9 protein-coding genes are annotated in these 16486 nt (G+C 67.9%); 3 read left to right on the top strand and 6 right to left on the bottom strand.

The features are described from left to right. The first annotated feature begins 155 nt into the window (after positions 1-155). On the top strand, positions 156-629 hold the full coding sequence (gene ybaK, locus HUW53_RS12690) for a Cys-tRNA(Pro) deacylase (RefSeq protein WP_237346129.1): 474 nt from the start codon (positions 156-158) through the stop codon (positions 627-629). A 159-nt stretch (positions 630-788) separates the two neighbouring features. Next, positions 789-2609, top strand: coding sequence for a methanol/ethanol family PQQ-dependent dehydrogenase (locus HUW53_RS12685; protein ID WP_370877753.1), 1821 nt, complete (start codon positions 789-791; stop codon positions 2607-2609). A 52-nt stretch (positions 2610-2661) separates the two neighbouring features. On the opposite strand, the gene HUW53_RS12680 is transcribed toward HUW53_RS12685, so the two are convergent. The 3 genes from HUW53_RS12680 to HUW53_RS12670 form a co-directional block, all read right to left on the bottom strand. Further along, positions 2662-4452 carry a solute carrier family 23 protein gene (locus HUW53_RS12680; protein WP_237346128.1) on the bottom strand — a complete coding sequence of 597 codons (1791 nt, stop codon included), beginning with the start codon at positions 4450-4452 and terminating at the stop codon, positions 2662-2664. Positions 4453-4745: 293 nt separating this feature from the next. After that, positions 4746-7898, bottom strand: coding sequence for an efflux RND transporter permease subunit (locus HUW53_RS12675; RefSeq protein WP_237346127.1), 3153 nt, complete (start codon positions 7896-7898; stop codon positions 4746-4748). A 27-nt stretch (positions 7899-7925) separates the two neighbouring features. Beyond that, a complete protein-coding gene (locus HUW53_RS12670; protein ID WP_237346126.1) occupies positions 7926-9164 on the bottom strand; it encodes an efflux RND transporter periplasmic adaptor subunit in 1239 nt (412 codons plus the stop codon). An 820-nt stretch (positions 9165-9984) separates the two neighbouring features. Between HUW53_RS12670 and HUW53_RS12665 the strand changes: the two genes are divergently transcribed. Then, entirely contained in the window at positions 9985-11289 is a 1305-nt protein-coding gene (locus HUW53_RS12665; RefSeq protein ID WP_237346125.1) for an alpha/beta hydrolase family protein, read from the top strand. Between the two features lie 42 nt (positions 11290-11331). Here HUW53_RS12665 and HUW53_RS12660 read toward each other — a convergent pair whose 3' ends face one another. The 3 genes from HUW53_RS12660 to cydD all read right to left on the bottom strand — a co-directional run bounded on the left by HUW53_RS12660 (position 11332) and on the right by cydD (position 16446). Next, entirely contained in the window at positions 11332-12954 is a 1623-nt protein-coding gene (locus tag HUW53_RS12660) for an ABC-F family ATP-binding cassette domain-containing protein (protein WP_237346124.1), read from the bottom strand. 100 nt (positions 12955-13054) lie between these two features. Then, entirely contained in the window at positions 13055-14728 is a 1674-nt protein-coding gene (cydC, locus tag HUW53_RS12655) for a thiol reductant ABC exporter subunit CydC (RefSeq protein ID WP_237346123.1), read from the bottom strand. Continuing rightward, the gene (cydD, locus tag HUW53_RS12650; RefSeq protein WP_336885714.1) at positions 14725-16446 is read right to left on the bottom strand and encodes a thiol reductant ABC exporter subunit CydD; all 1722 of its coding nucleotides are present in this window, start codon (positions 16444-16446) and stop codon (positions 14725-14727) included. Before cydD ends, cydC begins: the two co-directional genes overlap by 4 nt. Positions 16447-16486 lie beyond the last annotated feature (40 nt).

Genomic DNA, 16486 nt, shown 5'->3' with positions numbered 1-16486 from the left:
CCCCCCCCCCGCCCGGGTGGCAAGTCATCGGCCGGTGTTGGCCGGAGCTCGGCCTTTAGGGCCGAGGCCGTCCCGCCCGCACGGCTCTGGCGCGGTGTCGGGCGAAGCGGACACCGATCCGCATGAGGAAAAGGTGTGGAAGCAAAAGCAAAGCCATGTCCAAGGCGACGCGCGCAACCAAGGTGCTGGAGCAGGCGAAGATCGCCTTCACCGTGCACACCTACGATTACGACCCCGATGCCGACCGCATCGGCCTCCAGGCCGCCGAAGCCATCGGCGAGGCCCCGGAGCGCGTGCTGAAGACGTTGATGGCGCTGGTGGACGGAAAGCCCGCCTGCGCGATCGTGCCGTCGGATCGCGAAGTCTCCATGAAAAAGCTGGCGGCGGCGTTCGGCGGCAAGTCGGCGCAGATGATGAAGCCCGCCGAGGCCGAGCGCGTCGCCGGCTACAAGGTTGGCGGCATCAGCCCGTTCGGCCAGACCCGCCCGCCGCGGGTGGCGGTGGAGGAACAGGCTCTCGCGCACCCTTACGTCTTCATCAACGGTGGCCAGCGCGGGCTCCAGGTGCGGCTTGATCCGCACGACGTGGTGCGGGTGCTGAACGCCATCGTCGCCCCTGTGGTCGCCTGAGGCGCCCGTCCGGGCACGCACCGGCAAAGGCGCCGTTGCGCGGCAGGTTGCGGACCGGCCGCGCCAGCGTCACAGTCGCCGCTCGCGGCGCACACCGCCGCCGAAACGGACGAACCGCGCACCCGACGACGCGGCCATCGGGAGGACGACGCCATTCCCATGAGACTGTGTTCCGCGCCCTGGATGGCGCTCTGCGCCCTCGCATGCGCCCTCGGCGCCACCGCCGCGGGCGCCAATGACGACGTCTTGAAGCGCACCGCCTCGGGACGCGAGCAGGTGCTGCAGACGGTGGACTACGCCAACACGCGCTACTCCCCCCTCGACCAGATCAATGCCGGCAACGTCGGCCGGCTGAAGGTGGCCTGGACCTTCTCCACCGGCGTGCTGCGCGGCCACGAGGGCGCGCCGCTGATCGTCAACGGCATCATGTATGTGCACACGCCGTTTCCCAACGTGGTCTATGCCCTCGACCTCGACCACGACGGGCGGATCCTGTGGACCTACCGGCCCCGCCAGTCGCGCGACGTGGCGGCCGTCATGTGCTGCGATCTCGTCTATCGGGGCCTCGCTTATGCGGACGGCATGGTGTTCCTGCACGAGGCGGACACCACCATCGTTGCCCTCGACGCCTTGACCGGCGAGAAGAAATGGTCGGCCGTGAACGGCGATCCGAAGATGGGGGAATCCAACACCGCCACCGTCATGCCGGTGAAGGATAAGCTCATCGTCGGCATCGCCGGCGCCGAGTTCGGCGCGCGCGGCCACCTCACCGCCTACAGCCTCAAGGACGGCACACGCCTGTGGCGCGCCTACAGCACCGGGCCCGACGGGGACATGCGCGTCGATCCGCGGAAGACCACCACCCTCGGCCAGCCCATCGGCGCAGATTCGTCCCTGAAGACATGGCAGGGCGACCAATGGAAGACCGGCGGCGGCGCCACCTGGGGCTGGTTCGCCTATGACCCGAAGCTGAACCTCATCTATTACGGCACCGCCAACCCCTCCACCTGGAACCCCACCCAGCGGCCGGGGGACAACAAATGGTCCCAATCCATCTTCGCCCGCGATGCGGACACGGGGATGGCGAAATGGGTGTACCAGATGACGCCCCACGACCAGTGGGACTATGACGGCGTCAATGAGATGATCCTCACCGACCAGGATGTGGACGGGAAAACGACGCCGCTCCTCACCCATTTCGACCGCAACGGCTTTGCCTATACGCTGAACCGCGAGACCGGCGCCCTGCTGCGGGCCGACGCATACGACCCGACGGTGAACTGGGCGACCCGCGTCGATCTCGACCCGGCGAGCCCCACCTATGGCCGTCCGCTGGTGGACAAGGCCCATTCCACCGAGGCGCGGGGCGAGGACGAGACCTACAGCGGCATCTGCCCGGCCGCGCTCGGCACCAAGAACCAGCAGCCGGCCGCCTATTCACCGAGGACGCGGCTGTTCTACGTGCCCACCAGCCATATGTGCATGGATTACGAGCCGTTCCATGTGGACTATAGCGCCGGCCAGCCCTATGTCGGCGCCACGCTCACCATGTATCCGGCCCCCGGCGGCGACGGACGCACCGGCGCGTTCATCGCCTGGGACAATCTGAAGGGGCGTCCCGCCTGGTCGAAGCCCGAGCTGTTCTCGGTCTGGTCCGGGGCGCTCGCCACCGCCGGCGACCTGGTCTTCTACGGCACGCTCGAAGGCGACCTCAAGGCGGTGGACGCTCGCTCCGGTGCGCAGCTCTATCGCTTCAAGACCCCCTCCGGCATCGTCGGCAACGTCACCACCTACATGCACAAGGGCCGGCAATATGTGGCGGTGTTGTCCGGCATCGGCGGCTGGGCCGGCATCGGGCTCGCCGCCGGCCTCACCGATCCGGATGACGGCTCGGGTGCCAATGAGGCCTATGCCGCGCTGAACAGCTATACCGCCCTGGGCGGGCAGCTCACTGTGTTCGCCCTGCCGGAAGGCGAGTGACCCCGGCCATGCCTTCGGCCCGCGCGGCGCGGGGGCGAAGGTGTCCCGCGTGTCACTGATCGAAGCGCAGCTTGATCCGGGCGTGGCCGCGCTCGGTGTCGAACACCGCTTTGTCGGCAAGGCGCGACACCAGCAGGACGCCAAGGCGCCCAGCCTCCCGCTCCGATTCCGCCACCGCATCGGCGGCCGGGATCTGGTGGGGCAGTTGAAGCACCTCCCCTTCATAGAGCAGCGTCACATCAAGGTGCGCCTCGTCGAACCGCGCCCGCAGCAGCACCGCGCCGCGCGCGCCACCCGCCGCCGGGCCAACCGCCGATTCCACCGCCTGCGCCACCGCCGGAATGGCCGCCTCGATGGCATCGCGCCCCGCGCCCCAGATATTGCCTTGCCGCTCCAGGAACGTGCGCACCGTGTCGTAAGCCGACGCACCGGGGGCGATCTCGACTTCGGCCACCTTGGAAATGCCGAGCCGGAACAGCGCGTTCAGCACCACCGCCATGAACGCGCCGAAGGTGAGCGGGGTGGAAAACAGGGGCTGGGCCCAGGCCGGCACGTCATCGTGCAGCGGAAGCAACCCCACCGCGAGCCCGGCGATGATGGACAGCCCCACCGTGAACGTCCGGCGGTCGCTCATGTTGCGGCTCAAGATGAGCCCCATCCCATTCACGATCATGTAAGCGGCGGTGTAGAGCAGCAGGCCGCCCGTCACCGCCGAGGGAATCTGCGTGACCAGAACCAGCAGCTTGGGGAAGAAGGCGGCGGAGGCGATCAGCGCCCCCGCGAGGAAGCCGATCACCCGTGCCGTCGCCCGCGTCGAGGCGGCGAAGCCGATGGACGAGCGTGACACGCCGCACGGCACCGCCTGGGAAAAGCCGCCCAGGATATTGCCCACGCCGATCGCGACCACCGCCCGCTCGGCGGCGGCGAGGTCCGCCCTGAGCCAATCCCTGTCCTCCAGCTTTTCCAGCGCGATGGTGGCGCTCAGAATGTCCAGGAGGCTGGTCAGCACCACCAGCACCACCAGCGGCGCCATCGCCCAGTCCAGCGCGAACGTGACATCGGGCGGGGGCGGCAGCGCGACCATGCTGACCTGGGACAGGATCGCGCCCAGGTCCTTCGCATCGACCCCGGTGAGCCGCGCCAGCACCCAACCGACGACAGCGCCCGCCAGCACCGCATAGATCCGCGCTCCGCGCGAGCCGAAAACCGTGATCCCGACGATGACCGTCAGCGTCGCCATGGCGACGCAGAAGGTGCCGTAATTGATGGTGAATGCGCCACCGGTCAGGATGCCGGCCGCGTTGACGCCGAGCGCCTGCTTCATGCCCGTGTCCGCCAGTGACACGCCGAGCATCGTCATAGCGACGCCGCACACCTCCGGCGGCAGCAGCACCCGCAGGGGGCGCATCAGCCGCGCCAACACCACCTGAAGCAGCCCCACCACCAGCGTCGACAGCGATAGAAGAGCCATGCCACCGGCCACGAGCGCCTGCGATGCCAGCGGGATCGCATTGGGCGCGGGCACGCAGGTGATGAGGTAGCCGCTCCCGAAGCGCGAGCGGGCGCACTGGATCATGGTGGTGATGCCCATCATCAGCACGCTGGTCGTGAGCATCTCCTGGGTCTCGACGGGAGAAAGACCGGCCGCCGCCGCCACCACCAGCGGATAGACGAGAAACGTGAGCGCCAGAAACGCATGTTGCGCCGAAAGGGCGATCCACGCGCGTCGGGGCACCTTGTCATTCACCCCATAGTCCAGATCCACGGGGCGCCGCCGCGCCCGCGGGAAACGCGGCGGCGGGGGCAGAAGATCGAGAAGCCCGACCAGCAGCGGATGTTTCATGAAGCGCGCCCGCATCTCCACCCCGATCCCCTCCCCGTCTCACCCTCGATGTCCCAGGCGCAAGCCTGAGCCTGACCGGCACACTGTTTGACCGCCCGGAACGCCGCCGTACCGCGGCGTTCCGGGATCAGAGGCACCCGCGCCGGCAGACCCAGTGCGCCGGGGGCCGACCGCTGGTGTGAAGAGATGCTCACGCCAGCGCTGCGGAAGGCCCCGCCCGCCCTATGAAAGGCCGCCCCCCTGTTCGCCGCGGGGCCATCCCCGCCCGCAAAACGGCGGGGCAGCGCCCACCATCAGCCGGCATGCCCGGCGGCCTGGGACGGCGCGGCCGGCTTGGGCTGTGGCCGCAGCCGCTCCAGCACGGTGAAGAAGGCCGGCACGAACAACACCGCAAGGCCGGTGGAAGCCAGCATGCCGCTGACCACCGCGACCCCCAGCGACACCCGCGCCCCGGCCCCCGCCCCGGATGCGAACACCAGTGGCAACATGCCGAAGATGAAGGCGAACGAGGTCATGAGAATGGGCCGGAACCTCAGGCGCGCCGCCTCCACCGCAGCTTCCGCCGGTGTCACGCCCTCGGCCCGCCGCTCGCGGGCGTATTCCACGATCAGAATGGCATTCTTGGCCGCCAGCGCGATGAGCAGGACGATGCCGATCTGGGTGTAGAGATCGTTCGACATGCCCGAGGCTTCGAGCGCGATCACCGTGCCGAGCAGGGTCAGCGGCACCGCGAGAATGACCGCCAGCGGCTGCACCCAGCTCTCATATTGTCCGGCGAGCACGAAATAGACCAGCAGCAGCGCGATCGCGAACACATAGTAGATCTGATTGCCCACCACCTGTTCCTGATAAGACATGCCGGTCCAGGCCGTGCCCATGGAGGGCGGCAGCGTCTTGGCGGCGATCTCGCTCATCAGCGTCATCGATTCGCCCGAGCTGAAGCCGGTGGCAGGGCTGCCCACCACGGTCGCCGCGGGATAGAGATTGTACAAGGTGACCAGAGTCGGCCCGATTTCATCGGCGATCCGGGCCACCGTGCCCAGGGGCACCATGGCCCCGTTCGCCCCCTTCACCTTCAGCTTCAGCACGTCGCCCGGTTGCAGGCGGAACGGCGCGTCGGCCTGGACATAGACCTGGAACACATAGTTGAACTTGGTGAACTGGTTCACATAGGTGGAGCCGAAATAGGATTCCACCGCCTGGAACACCTGGCCCACCGTGAGGCCCAGCGCCTCCGCCTTCACCCGATCCACCACCAGCCGCACCTGCTTCACATCCGCCTTGAAGGTGGACGCCACATGGGACAGGCTGCTCTGGGTCGCGGCATTCTCGACCATCTGGTGGGCCGCGTTCTGCAAGGCGAGGAAATCGGAGCTGCCGTCCTTCATCTCCACCATCATGGTGAAGCCCGAGGCGTTGCCCACCCCCTGGATGGACGGCGGCAGCATGATCTGCGCCACCGCCGTGTCCATGCCGGCCAGCGCCGCCCGCGCCTTGGCGGCGATGGCGGACAGGCTGAGGTCCGGCGTCTTGCGTTCGCCCCAATCCTTCAGCACCACATAGAGCATGCCGGCATTGTAGAGGGTGGCGTTGTTGTCCATCGGCGAGATGCCCGACACGCCGATCACGTCCTCGACGCCCGGCACCTGCCGCATCAGCGCCTCCGCCTCGGCCACCGCCGCGTCGGCGCGGGCGCTGGAGGCCGCGTCGGGCAGGCTCAGGTTCACCACGAAATAGCCCTGGTCCTCGCTCGGCAGGAAGCCCGTAGGTACCTGCGACAGGCCATAGAAGGCCACGCCGATGAGGGCGAGCCCCACCAGGGAACTGAGGCCGGCGACCGCCACCATGCGGCGCACCACCGCTGTATAGACCGCCTCGCAACGGGCATAGGCCGCGTTGAAGGCGCGATAGAACAGGTTGCGCTGTTCAAGGGGCACCGGCGCGCGCAGCCACAGGGCGCATTGGGTGGGCTTCAGCGTCACCGCGTTCAGCGCCGAGATGAGGGCCGTGGCGGCGATGACGAGGGCGAATTGCTGATACATCTTGCCGGTGAGGCCGGAGAGCGTCGCCGCCGGCAGGAACACCGCCATCAGCACCAGCGTGATGCCGATGATGGGCCCGGTCAGCTCGCCCATGGCCTTCACCGCCGCGTCGCGGCTGGACAGGCCGTTTTCCATGTGGCGGGCCACCCCCTCCACGATGACGATGGCGTCGTCCACCACGATGCCGATGGCCAGCACCAAAGCGAACAGGCTGGTGGTGTTCACCGTGTAGCCCAGCAGCGCCATGGCGGCGAAGGCGCCGATGATGGTCACCGGAACGGTGGTCGCGGGCACCAGCATCGCCCGCCAATCCTGGAGGAACACCATGATGACCGCCAGCACCAGCACCGCGGCGATGATGAGCGTCTCAAAGACTTCGTCGATGGAGGCGGTCACGAACTTGGTGCTGTCGAACGACACCTTGTAGTCGAGCCCCTGCGGGAACGCCTTCGCCAGCTCCGTCATCTTGGCGTTCACGCTCTGCGCCACCGTCAGCGCGTTCGCGCCCGTGAGCTGCGAGATGGCGATGGCTGCGGACGGCTTGCCGTCAAGGGTGGCGGTATGGCCATAGGTGGCGGCCCCCATCTCGACCCGACCGATGTCGGCGACCCGCACGATCCTGCCGCCGTCGCCGCTCGCCACCTTGACGATGATGGTCTCGAAGTCCTTGGCCTCGCTGAAGCGGCCGGTGACGTTCAGCACATATTGGAAGTTCACGAAGGATGGCGTCGGCGGCGCTCCCACGAGGCCCGCCGTGACCTCCGTGCTCTGCTGCGAAATGGCCGTGGTCACGTCGGAAGGCGTGAGGCCATAGGCCTGGAGCTTGTCGGGGTCGAGCCAGATCCGCATGGCGTAGTCGCCGGAGCCGAGCACCGTGACATCGCCCACGCCGGGCAGGCGGGCCAATTCGTTCACCAGGCTGATGGTGGCGTAATTGGAGAGGAAGAGATTGTCGAACCGTCCATCCGATGAATAAAGATTGACGAACTGGAGGATGGAGGTCGATTTCTTCTTGATGGTCAGGCCCTGGGTCGACACCGCCGTGGGCAGCTGCGCGCTCGCGAGCGACACCCGGTTCTGCACCAGCACCTGCGCCATGTCCGGGTCGGTGCCGATGTCGAAGGTGACCACCAGGGAATAGGTGCCGTCCGAGGCGCTGGTCGACTGCATGTAGATCATGCCTTCGACCCCGTTCACCTGCTGCTCGATGGGCAGGGCCACGGTGTCCATCACCGTGCGGGCGCTGGCGCCGGGATAGGTGGCCGTCACCGACACGGTCGGCGGCACCACATCCGGATATTGCGAGATGGGCAGGCGCGCGAGGGACAGGGCGCCCAGAAGAATAATCAGAAAGGCCAGGGTGTTGGACAGCACCGGCCGGTCGATGAAGAAGCGCGAAAACATGGCGGCGCCTTCCGATTGCCGGTTGCGTCAGGGATTGCTCTTGGTGCCGGTTCCGTTCGTCAGCGCCGCGGGCGCGGGCTTCGGCCCCTCCGGTGCCGCGGCCATGGCCCCCGCGACCGGGTCCACCGTGTTGCCGGCGACCGCGCGCTGAATGGCGCCGATGACCACCTTGTCGTCGGCCTTGAGCCCCTTGGTGATGACGCGAAGCTGACCCTCCACCGGGCCGGTGGTGACCTGACGCTGCTCCACCTTATTGTCGGTGCCGACCACCATCACGTAGCTGCCAACCTGGTTGGCCATCACGGCGGTGTCGTTCACGAGCAACGCGTTGTCGATCTTGCCGATGGGGAGCCGCACCCGCACGAACAGGCCGGGCACCAGGGCCACATTCGGGTTGGCGAGGGAGGCGCGCAGCTCCAGCGTGCCGGTCGCGGCATCGAGCTGCGGCGCGATGTAATCGACCTTGCCGCTGTAGTCGAACGCCGTGTCGGCCTGCAGCGCGACCTCCACCGGCATGTCCTGCTTCTCCTCGCGCAGGCTTTTCAAGGTTTTTCCAGCCTTGGCGAGGTCGTCGCGCAGGTCGATCTGCTGCTGCTCGGAGAGATTGAAATAGACGTAGATCGGATTGACCTGCAGGATGGTGGCAAGCTTGGTGACGCCCGACGTGCCCACCACCGCGCCCACATCCACCAGATGGCGCGTCACCACCCCATCGAACGGCGCCCGCACGGTGGTGTAGCCGTAGGATGTCTCCGCCAGCTTCAGATTGGCCTCGGCCGCCGCCACGTCCGCCTTCGCGGTATCGAGCTTGGTCTTCGCCTCGTCCACCGTGCGCTGGCTTGACACCTCGCGCTGGCCGAGGTCCGCCTGCCGATCATATTCGCGCTGAGCGTTCCGCAGCGTGGCGCCCGCGCTTTCCAGCAACGCCTTCTGCAACGCCACCTTCGCCGCATATTGGTCGGGCTCGATCTGGAACAGCAGCCGGTCCTTCTTCACCGCCTCGCCGTCGGTATAATCGACGGCGGTGAGGAAGCCCTCGACCCGCGCTTCCAGATTCACCGCATTGACCGGCGCCGTGTTCCCGGTGAACTCCGCATAAAGGGTCACCGGCATCTGGGTCGGCGCCGCGACGGTGACCTTGGCCGCCGGAGGCGCCGCATAGGTGTTCTTTTCGTTGCAACCGGACAGCACCAATGCGGTGCCGAGCGCTCCGGCCAGAAGGCCGAACCTGCTCCCCGCGCGCAAACGCCCCTGCCCCCGCATCATGTCGTCGAGCTCCGTCTCGCTGCCATGTCCGACCAGAGGCCCCCGCCCGAGACCCATGCGGCGGAACATTCAGCCCCGCAGTTTCGCTCATAACGGATTGATCTACCGCTTGCCATCGGAATTGGCGCCCCCATCATCAGTCTTAACGCCCTGCCGTACAGGAAGAGGGGCCGCTGAACACCCGCCGGCCAGTGCGGCGCCCATTCTCGGCCGCCACCGACGTCACCGCCATGACACCGACCCATCCCTGGCGGAACGGCCCTTGCCGCGCCTTCAGGCCGGCCCGTCCCGGCACCGCCGGGGTCCGTGCAGATTCCGGCCAAGAGATCTCCCAGGAAACATTCGGAAACAGCAGTTACATTATTTATCGAATATCGGATTTTGTATCGTTGCGGCTGCGATATCCTCCCGACAACTGCACAACGCCCTGCGGTCCCGCCGCGCAACACACAAGGAAACCCATGCTGCGATCAAGTCTCCTCGCGGGCGCCTGCCTGATGGCCGGAACCGCCCTGGCTCAGCCGGCGCAACCGCCCGACTTTCACCCGCGCCCCATGTGCGTGCCGATCGCGACGGCCGGCCAGAGCGCAGCCAAACCCTGCCCCATTCCGCCGCCACCCCAGCCCGGCCTGCCGCCGCTGGACGAAGGATCGCCCTGCCAATGCGGCGCGGTTGAAGGTCAGGTTCGAAATGGTCCCCCGCCCGGCTGACGGCCCGCTGCGGCGGCGTGCGGCGATGGATTCGCGCGACAAACACACGATGGCATCATACCGTCATCGCCTCTCCCCATGGTCCGGGTCGGGGGATTCAGGAGGTGCACATGTCGCGGCTCACACGGGTATTCGGGATGCTGGCCCTGGCCTGCGGCGTCACCGCCGCGGTCTTGGCGCCGCCCTTCAGCCCGGCCCTGCACGCACAGACCGCCCAAGACACGCCCGCTCAAGACACGCCCGCTCACGGCACACCCGCTCACGGCGCGCCCACCGAGGGAGCGCCGATCGAGGTCGCCTCCGGCGTCAGCTATCAGTTCATCGGCCGCTGGGATGCGGACCGCCTGAACGAGATCCTCACCCAGGACGCGCCGCAATTCTTCGGGATCACGGTGGCCTACACCCCCGCGCGCAATGCGGTTCGGCTCTATCGCATCACCTATGGATCGGTGATCCCCGAGCGCGGCAACAGGCCGATTGTCGCCACCGGCCTGCTGGCCATTCCCGAGGTTTCGGCCACCGCGCTGCCGCTATTGTCCTACCAGCATGGCACGGTCTACGGAAAGCAAGAGGTGCCCTCGTTTCCCGAGCAGTCGGGCGAAACACGGCTGGCGCTCGCCCAGTTCGCCGGACAGGGCTATGTGGTGATCGGCGCGGACTATTTCGGCATGGGCGCGTCGCGGGAGCCGGAAGGCTATCTGGTGAAGGCCAGCCACCAGCAGGCCACCTACGACATGCTGCGGGCCAGCCGCGCGGTGCTCGCCCATATGAAGCTTTCCACCTCCAAGCTGGTGCTGGGCGGCTGGTCGCAGGGCGGGTTCGTGACCATGGCGCTGCTGGAGCGGCTCGAGAGCATCGGCGAGCGCGTGGCCGGCGCCGCCACCGCCAGTGCGCCGCCGGACGGCTTCCTGGCCTTGAACGGCTTTCTCTATTTCCCGCGCAAGAACGACGCCAGCTGGATTTCCACCCTCTTCATCCTCAGCGCGTTTTCATACGAGACCTATTACGGCATCCCCGGCCTCGCCCGCGCCTTGTTCACCGACGACGCCTATGACATCGCGCGCAAGGTCTACGAGCGCCAGCCTTATGACCCCGCGCAGATCCCCACCGATCTGCACACATTGATCCGGCCCGACTATTTCGATCCGCAGGTGTTCGCCACCTCGGCCTATGGGCGCCTGCTGAAGGAAAAGGCCAATGCCTATCGCTGGGTGATCCAGAGTCCGGTCCATAACTACTTCGGCACCGACGATGAAGTCATCTCCACCGGTGTCGGGCAATTGGTGATGACCTATCAGCACGCCATGGGCGCCGGCAACACCAAGGTGGAAGCCATCTCCACCGGCGCGACCAGCCATCGCGGCACCTATGCCACCGCCGTGCCGCTCTGGAAGAGCTGGTTCGACGGGCTGTGAGCGATGGCCCCAAGCGCCGCCGCCGTGCGGCGCCCCGGCCGCTCAGGTGCGCAGGCCGGGGGCCTCCTGGCCCGTGCGCGCGACATATTCGGTGTAGCCGCCGGGGTAATTGTGAATACCCTCGGGCGTCAGCTCCAGCAGGCGATTGGAGAGAGACGCGAGGAAATGCCGGTCGTGCGAGACGAACAGCATGGTGCCCTCGTAATTGGCAAGAGCAGCCACAAGCATCTCCTTGGTCGCCATGTCCAGATGGTTGGTGGGCTCGTCCAGCACCAGGAAATTGGGCGGATCGAACAGCATCTTCGCCATCACCAGCCGCGCCTTCTCGCCCCCTGACAGCACCCGGCAGCGCTTCTCCGCATCGTCGCCCGAAAAGCCGAAGCAGCCGGCGAGCGTGCGCAACGCGCCCTGCCCTGCCTGGGGAAAGGCATCCTCCAGGGTCTCGAACACGGTGCGCTCGCCCTCGAGCAGATCCATGGCATGCTGTGCGAAATAGCCCATCTTCACGCTGCCGCCGATGGCCACCGTGCCCTGATCCGGCGACGCCGTGCCCGCCACCAGCTTCAGCAGGGTGGACTTGCCGGCCCCGTTGACCCCCATCACGCACCAGCGTTCCCGGCGACGGATGGAGAAGTCGAGCCCCTCATAAATGACGCGGCTGCCGTAGCTCTTGTGCACGCCCTTCAGGCTCGCCACATCCTCGCCGGAGCGCGGCGGGCTTGGGAACTCGAAGGCGACGCTCTCGCGCCGGCGGGGCGGCTCCACGCGGTCGATCTTCTCCAGCTTCTTCACCCGGCTCTGCACCTGGGCGGCATGGGAGGCGCGGGCCTTGAAGCGCTCGATGAACTGGATTTCCTTGGCCAGCATCGCCTGCTGGCGCTCGTATTGGGCCTGCTGCTGCTTCTCGTTCTGCGCCCTTTGCTGGGCATAGAATTCGTAATCACCCGAATAAGTGGTCAGCGACCCGCCGTCGATCTCCACGATCTTGTTGACGATGCGGTTCATGAACGCGCGATCATGGGACGTCATCATCAAAGCCCCGTCGAAGCCCTTCAGAAACGCCTCCAGCCAGATCAGGCTTTCGATGTCGAGATGGTTCGATGGCTCGTCGAGCAGCATCACGTCGGGACGCATGAGCAGGATGCGGGCGAGCGCCACGCGCATCTTCCAGCCACCGGACAGCCGGCCCACATCGCCGTCCATCATCTCCTGGCTGAAGCCGAGACCCGCCAGCACCTCCGCCGCCCGGCCCTCCAGGGCATAGCCCCCGAGTTCCTCGAATCGCGCCTGCACCTCGCCGTAACGCTCGACGAGCTGCTCCATTTCATCCGCCCGCTCGGGATCGCCCAAGCCGGTCTCGATCTCCTTCAGCTCGGCCGCGACCGTGCTGACCGGGCCCGCCCCATCCATCACCTCGGCGAGGGCGCTGCGGCCGCTCATCTCGCCCACGTCCTGGCTGAAATAGCCGATGGTGATGCCCCGATCGGCCGAAACCTGGCCCTCGTCCGGCGGCTCCTGCCCCGTCATCATGCGGAACAACGTGGTCTTGCCGGCCCCGTTGGGACCGACAAGGCCCACCTTCTCGCCCTTCAGGAGCGCCGCGGAGGCCTCGATGAAGACGATCTGCTTGCCGTTCTGCTTGCCGATATTGTCGAGGCGAATCATGAGGGGCTCATCCGAAGCTGTCACCGGCGGCCATAGGCCATGTCGCGCCGCAGCGAAAGGGCGCCCCGCCCGCACGGCGGTGCGCGGGCACCCGCTCCCGTCAGCCGACCCGGCGCCCGGCCTCCAGGCGCACCGTATCCTGCGCGAACGTCTCGGCCGCGACCGGGTCATGGGTAATGAGAATCACCGTGCGTCCGGCGGTCGCCACCTTGAGCGCCGCCAAAAGGCGCCGCGCCGTGGTCGGGTCGAGGTTTTCGGTGGGCTCGTCCAGCACCAGCACCGCGGGCGCGCGCAACAACGTGCGCGCCAACACCAGCCGCCGCGCCTGGCCGGCGGACAGGCGGGCACCGCTTTCGCCGATCCAGGTGTCGAGCCCCTCGGGCAAATGCGCCACCACATCCCCAAGCTGCGCCAGGGCGAGGCATTGCAGCAGCGCCGCGTCGTCCGCCTCGGGGGCAGCCATCAGCAGATTGTCGCGGAGCGTCGCGTTGAAAAGCTGCGCATCCTGGGCGGCGACCCCGACCATCCGGCGCAGATCCTCCGGTTGATAGAGCCGCAGGTCGTGCCCGCCCAGGCGGATCTCCCCCTCATAGTCCCAGAAGCGCAACAGCAGCTTGGCGATGGAGCTCTTGCCGGCCCCACTTGGACCGAGCAGCGCGACCCGGCGGCCACTGGGAATGACAAGGTTCAGCCCATCAAGGGCCGGGGCACCATCGGGGCTGTAGCGCAACCCCACCGACAGGAACTCCAGGCTCCCGTCGCGCGGCACCGGTGACGGCCCGACGGCGGGCACGACCGTGGGCACGCGGTCGGCGAGCGCGAACAGGCGCCGCGCCGCCGCCATCACCTCGCCCCAGCGCTGCATGGCCGCCGGCAGCGGCGCCACCGCCTCGAAGCTGGCGAGGGCAGCAAGGCTCAGGGCGGGAACCATGGCCGGCGCGAGATCGGACGCGGCAACGCTCGCCGCCGACAGCAGCGCCGCGCTCCAAAGGGCAAGGCCCGCGCACAGGCCCACCCCCGCTTCGGCGAGGACGCCACTCACCGCCGTCCGGCGCTGGGCGTCGATCAAGGCCATGCTCAATGCGCTGACATGGGCCCGCTGGCGCTCCTGCGCGCCCGCGGCCCGCAGATCGGTGGCGCCCTGGAGGGCATCCACCACCGCAACGCGCAACTCCGTCCGCAGCCGCACCGCCTGTGCCCCGGGTCCGGCCGCCGCGCGGCGCGCCAAGGCCGGCGCCAGAGCGCCGCCGCACACCAGCAACAGCCCAACCGCCGCCCCGGTCGGCGGATGCAGCGCCACCAGAATGGCCACCACGGCGATCGCGCACGCCACCGCCACCGCCACCGGCGCCCCGAGCCGCAGATAGGCATGCTGCAGCGTTTCCACGTCGGCTTGTAGCCCCGAAGCGAGATCGGCGCCGCGGCGATCCATCAGATCCGCCGGCGCCAGCGGTTCAAGCCGCCGGAACAGCCACAGCCGCACCCCGGCGAGCAGCCGGAAGGTGGCCTCATGGCTCAGCAGGCGCTCCAGATACCGCCCGCCGGTCCGCAAGATGGCGAACAGCCGGATCGCCGCCGACGGCAGGAAGTAATTCATCATGCCGGTGCTGACCCCGGCGATCGCCATCGCGGCGATGAACCACCCGGCCACCGCCATCAGGCCGATGCTGGCCAGCACCGTGACGCACGCGACCGCACCCGCGAGGCCCATCCAGCCCCGATAGGGCCGCGCAAGGCCGAACAGCCGGCGCAGGATGGCCATGTCAGAACTCATGCCTGCAACCCGGCATCGCGCAGCAAATTTGCAAAGTGATGACCATCGGCCTCGAGCGCCGCCCGCCGCCCGGCCTCCACCACACGCCCGCCTTCCAGAAAGATCACCCGGTCGGCAAGGCGCACGGTGGCAAGGCGGTGGGCGACCAGCAGGGTGGTCCGCGCCGGCGCGAGCCGGCGGATGGCGTCGGCGATGGCGGCTTCCGTTGCGCGGTCGAGCCCCGCCGTGCCCTCGTCCAGCACCAGCACACGGGCATCGGTCTTGAGGAAGGCCCGGGCCAGCGCGATCCGCTGCACCTGCCCGCCGGAAAGGCTTTGGCCATGTTCCCCGAGGGGCGTGTCATAGCCCTGCGGCAGCGCGGTGATGAACCCGTCCGCGGACGCCAGCGCGGCGGCGGTCCGCACCATGTCGCGGCTGATCGCCGGATTGCCCATGCGGATGTTGTCGAGCACGCTTCCGGCGAACATATGCGGGCGCTGCGGCACGAGCGCCACCTGCTCCATCCAATGGGCGCCGTCCATATCCGCCAGATCCCAACCGCCGGCACGGATGCAGCCCTGCTGCGGCTGCGTGAAGCCCAGGAGCAGGGACAACACCGTGCTCTTGCCCGCGCCGCTTGGCCCCACCAGCGCGGTAACCTCCCCCGGCTCCAGCCGGAGCGACACCCCCTGAAGCGCCGGCCGCCCGGCCGTCCAGGCAAAGGTCACATCGTCCATCTCGATGGCCGGTGGACCATTGAAGGTCGGCCGCCGCGCGCCAGCCGCCTCCGGCGCCTCATCCAACAGGTCCAGAATGCGCTCGGCGGCCGCGATCGCCTCCATCCGCGCGTGATAATCCACCCCAAGCTGCCGCAAGGGCGCGAAGAATTCGGGCGCCAGCAACAGCACGAAAAAGCCGGCCTCGAACCCGAGCGTCCCGGCGAGCAGCCGAAACCCGATCAGCACCGCCACCACCGCAATGGCCACCGTGGCGAAAAATTCGAGCGCCAGCGACGACAGGAAGGCCACCCGGAGCACGGACATGGTGCTGGCGCGGTAGGCCTCCCCCGCCGCCGCAAGCCGCTCCGCTTCGCGGGCGCTGGCGTTGAGGGCTTTTAGGGTGGCCAGCCGTTGCAGGCCATCGAGCAACAAGGACGACAACCGCGTGAGCTTGCGCCACTGTTTGCGGTTCAACTGCTCCGCGCCTCGACCAAGCAGCACCATGAAGAGCGGAATGACAGGTGCCGTGCCCAGCAGAACGATGCTCGAGACCCAGTCGCTCGGCAGCACCACGGCGAGAATGATCAGCGGTAGCGCTGCCAGGATGCCCGCATGCGCGAGAAAACGCGTGACATAGGGCTCGAGCGCATCGACCCCCTCGACGATGACGGATGCGGCGTCACCGGACGCCCGCCCCGCCAATCGCGCCGGCCCCAACGCCTGGAGGTGCCGTACCACGTCGTCGCGCACCTGCGACTTCAGGCTCGCAGCCGCAGTGAGCCCCTGCCGGTCTGCCACGGTCGTGATCACAAAGCGCAGCGCAAGGACTGGCAGCACGCCAAGCAGCCACGGAAGGGCCGTATCCAACCCCGCCTGGTCCATGACGATCGGGGTGATGGCGTGGGCCAACAGCCAAGCCTGCGGCACGACCAGCGCGGCACCGAGTGCTCCGAACACCGCCGCTCCGCGGATCGCCCGACCGGCTATCGCCTCCGACCGGCCGCGCAGCCAACGCTCCACGCCTGGGCGATGCCGTTCTACGGGCGACGAGGCGTCGATC

Origin of the sequence: Xanthobacter agilis, from assembly GCF_021730435.1 — a bacterium.
GTDB classification, from domain to species: Bacteria; Pseudomonadota; Alphaproteobacteria; order Rhizobiales; family Xanthobacteraceae; genus Xanthobacter; species Xanthobacter agilis.
This window is presented reverse-complemented; position numbering and strand designations above follow the sequence as displayed.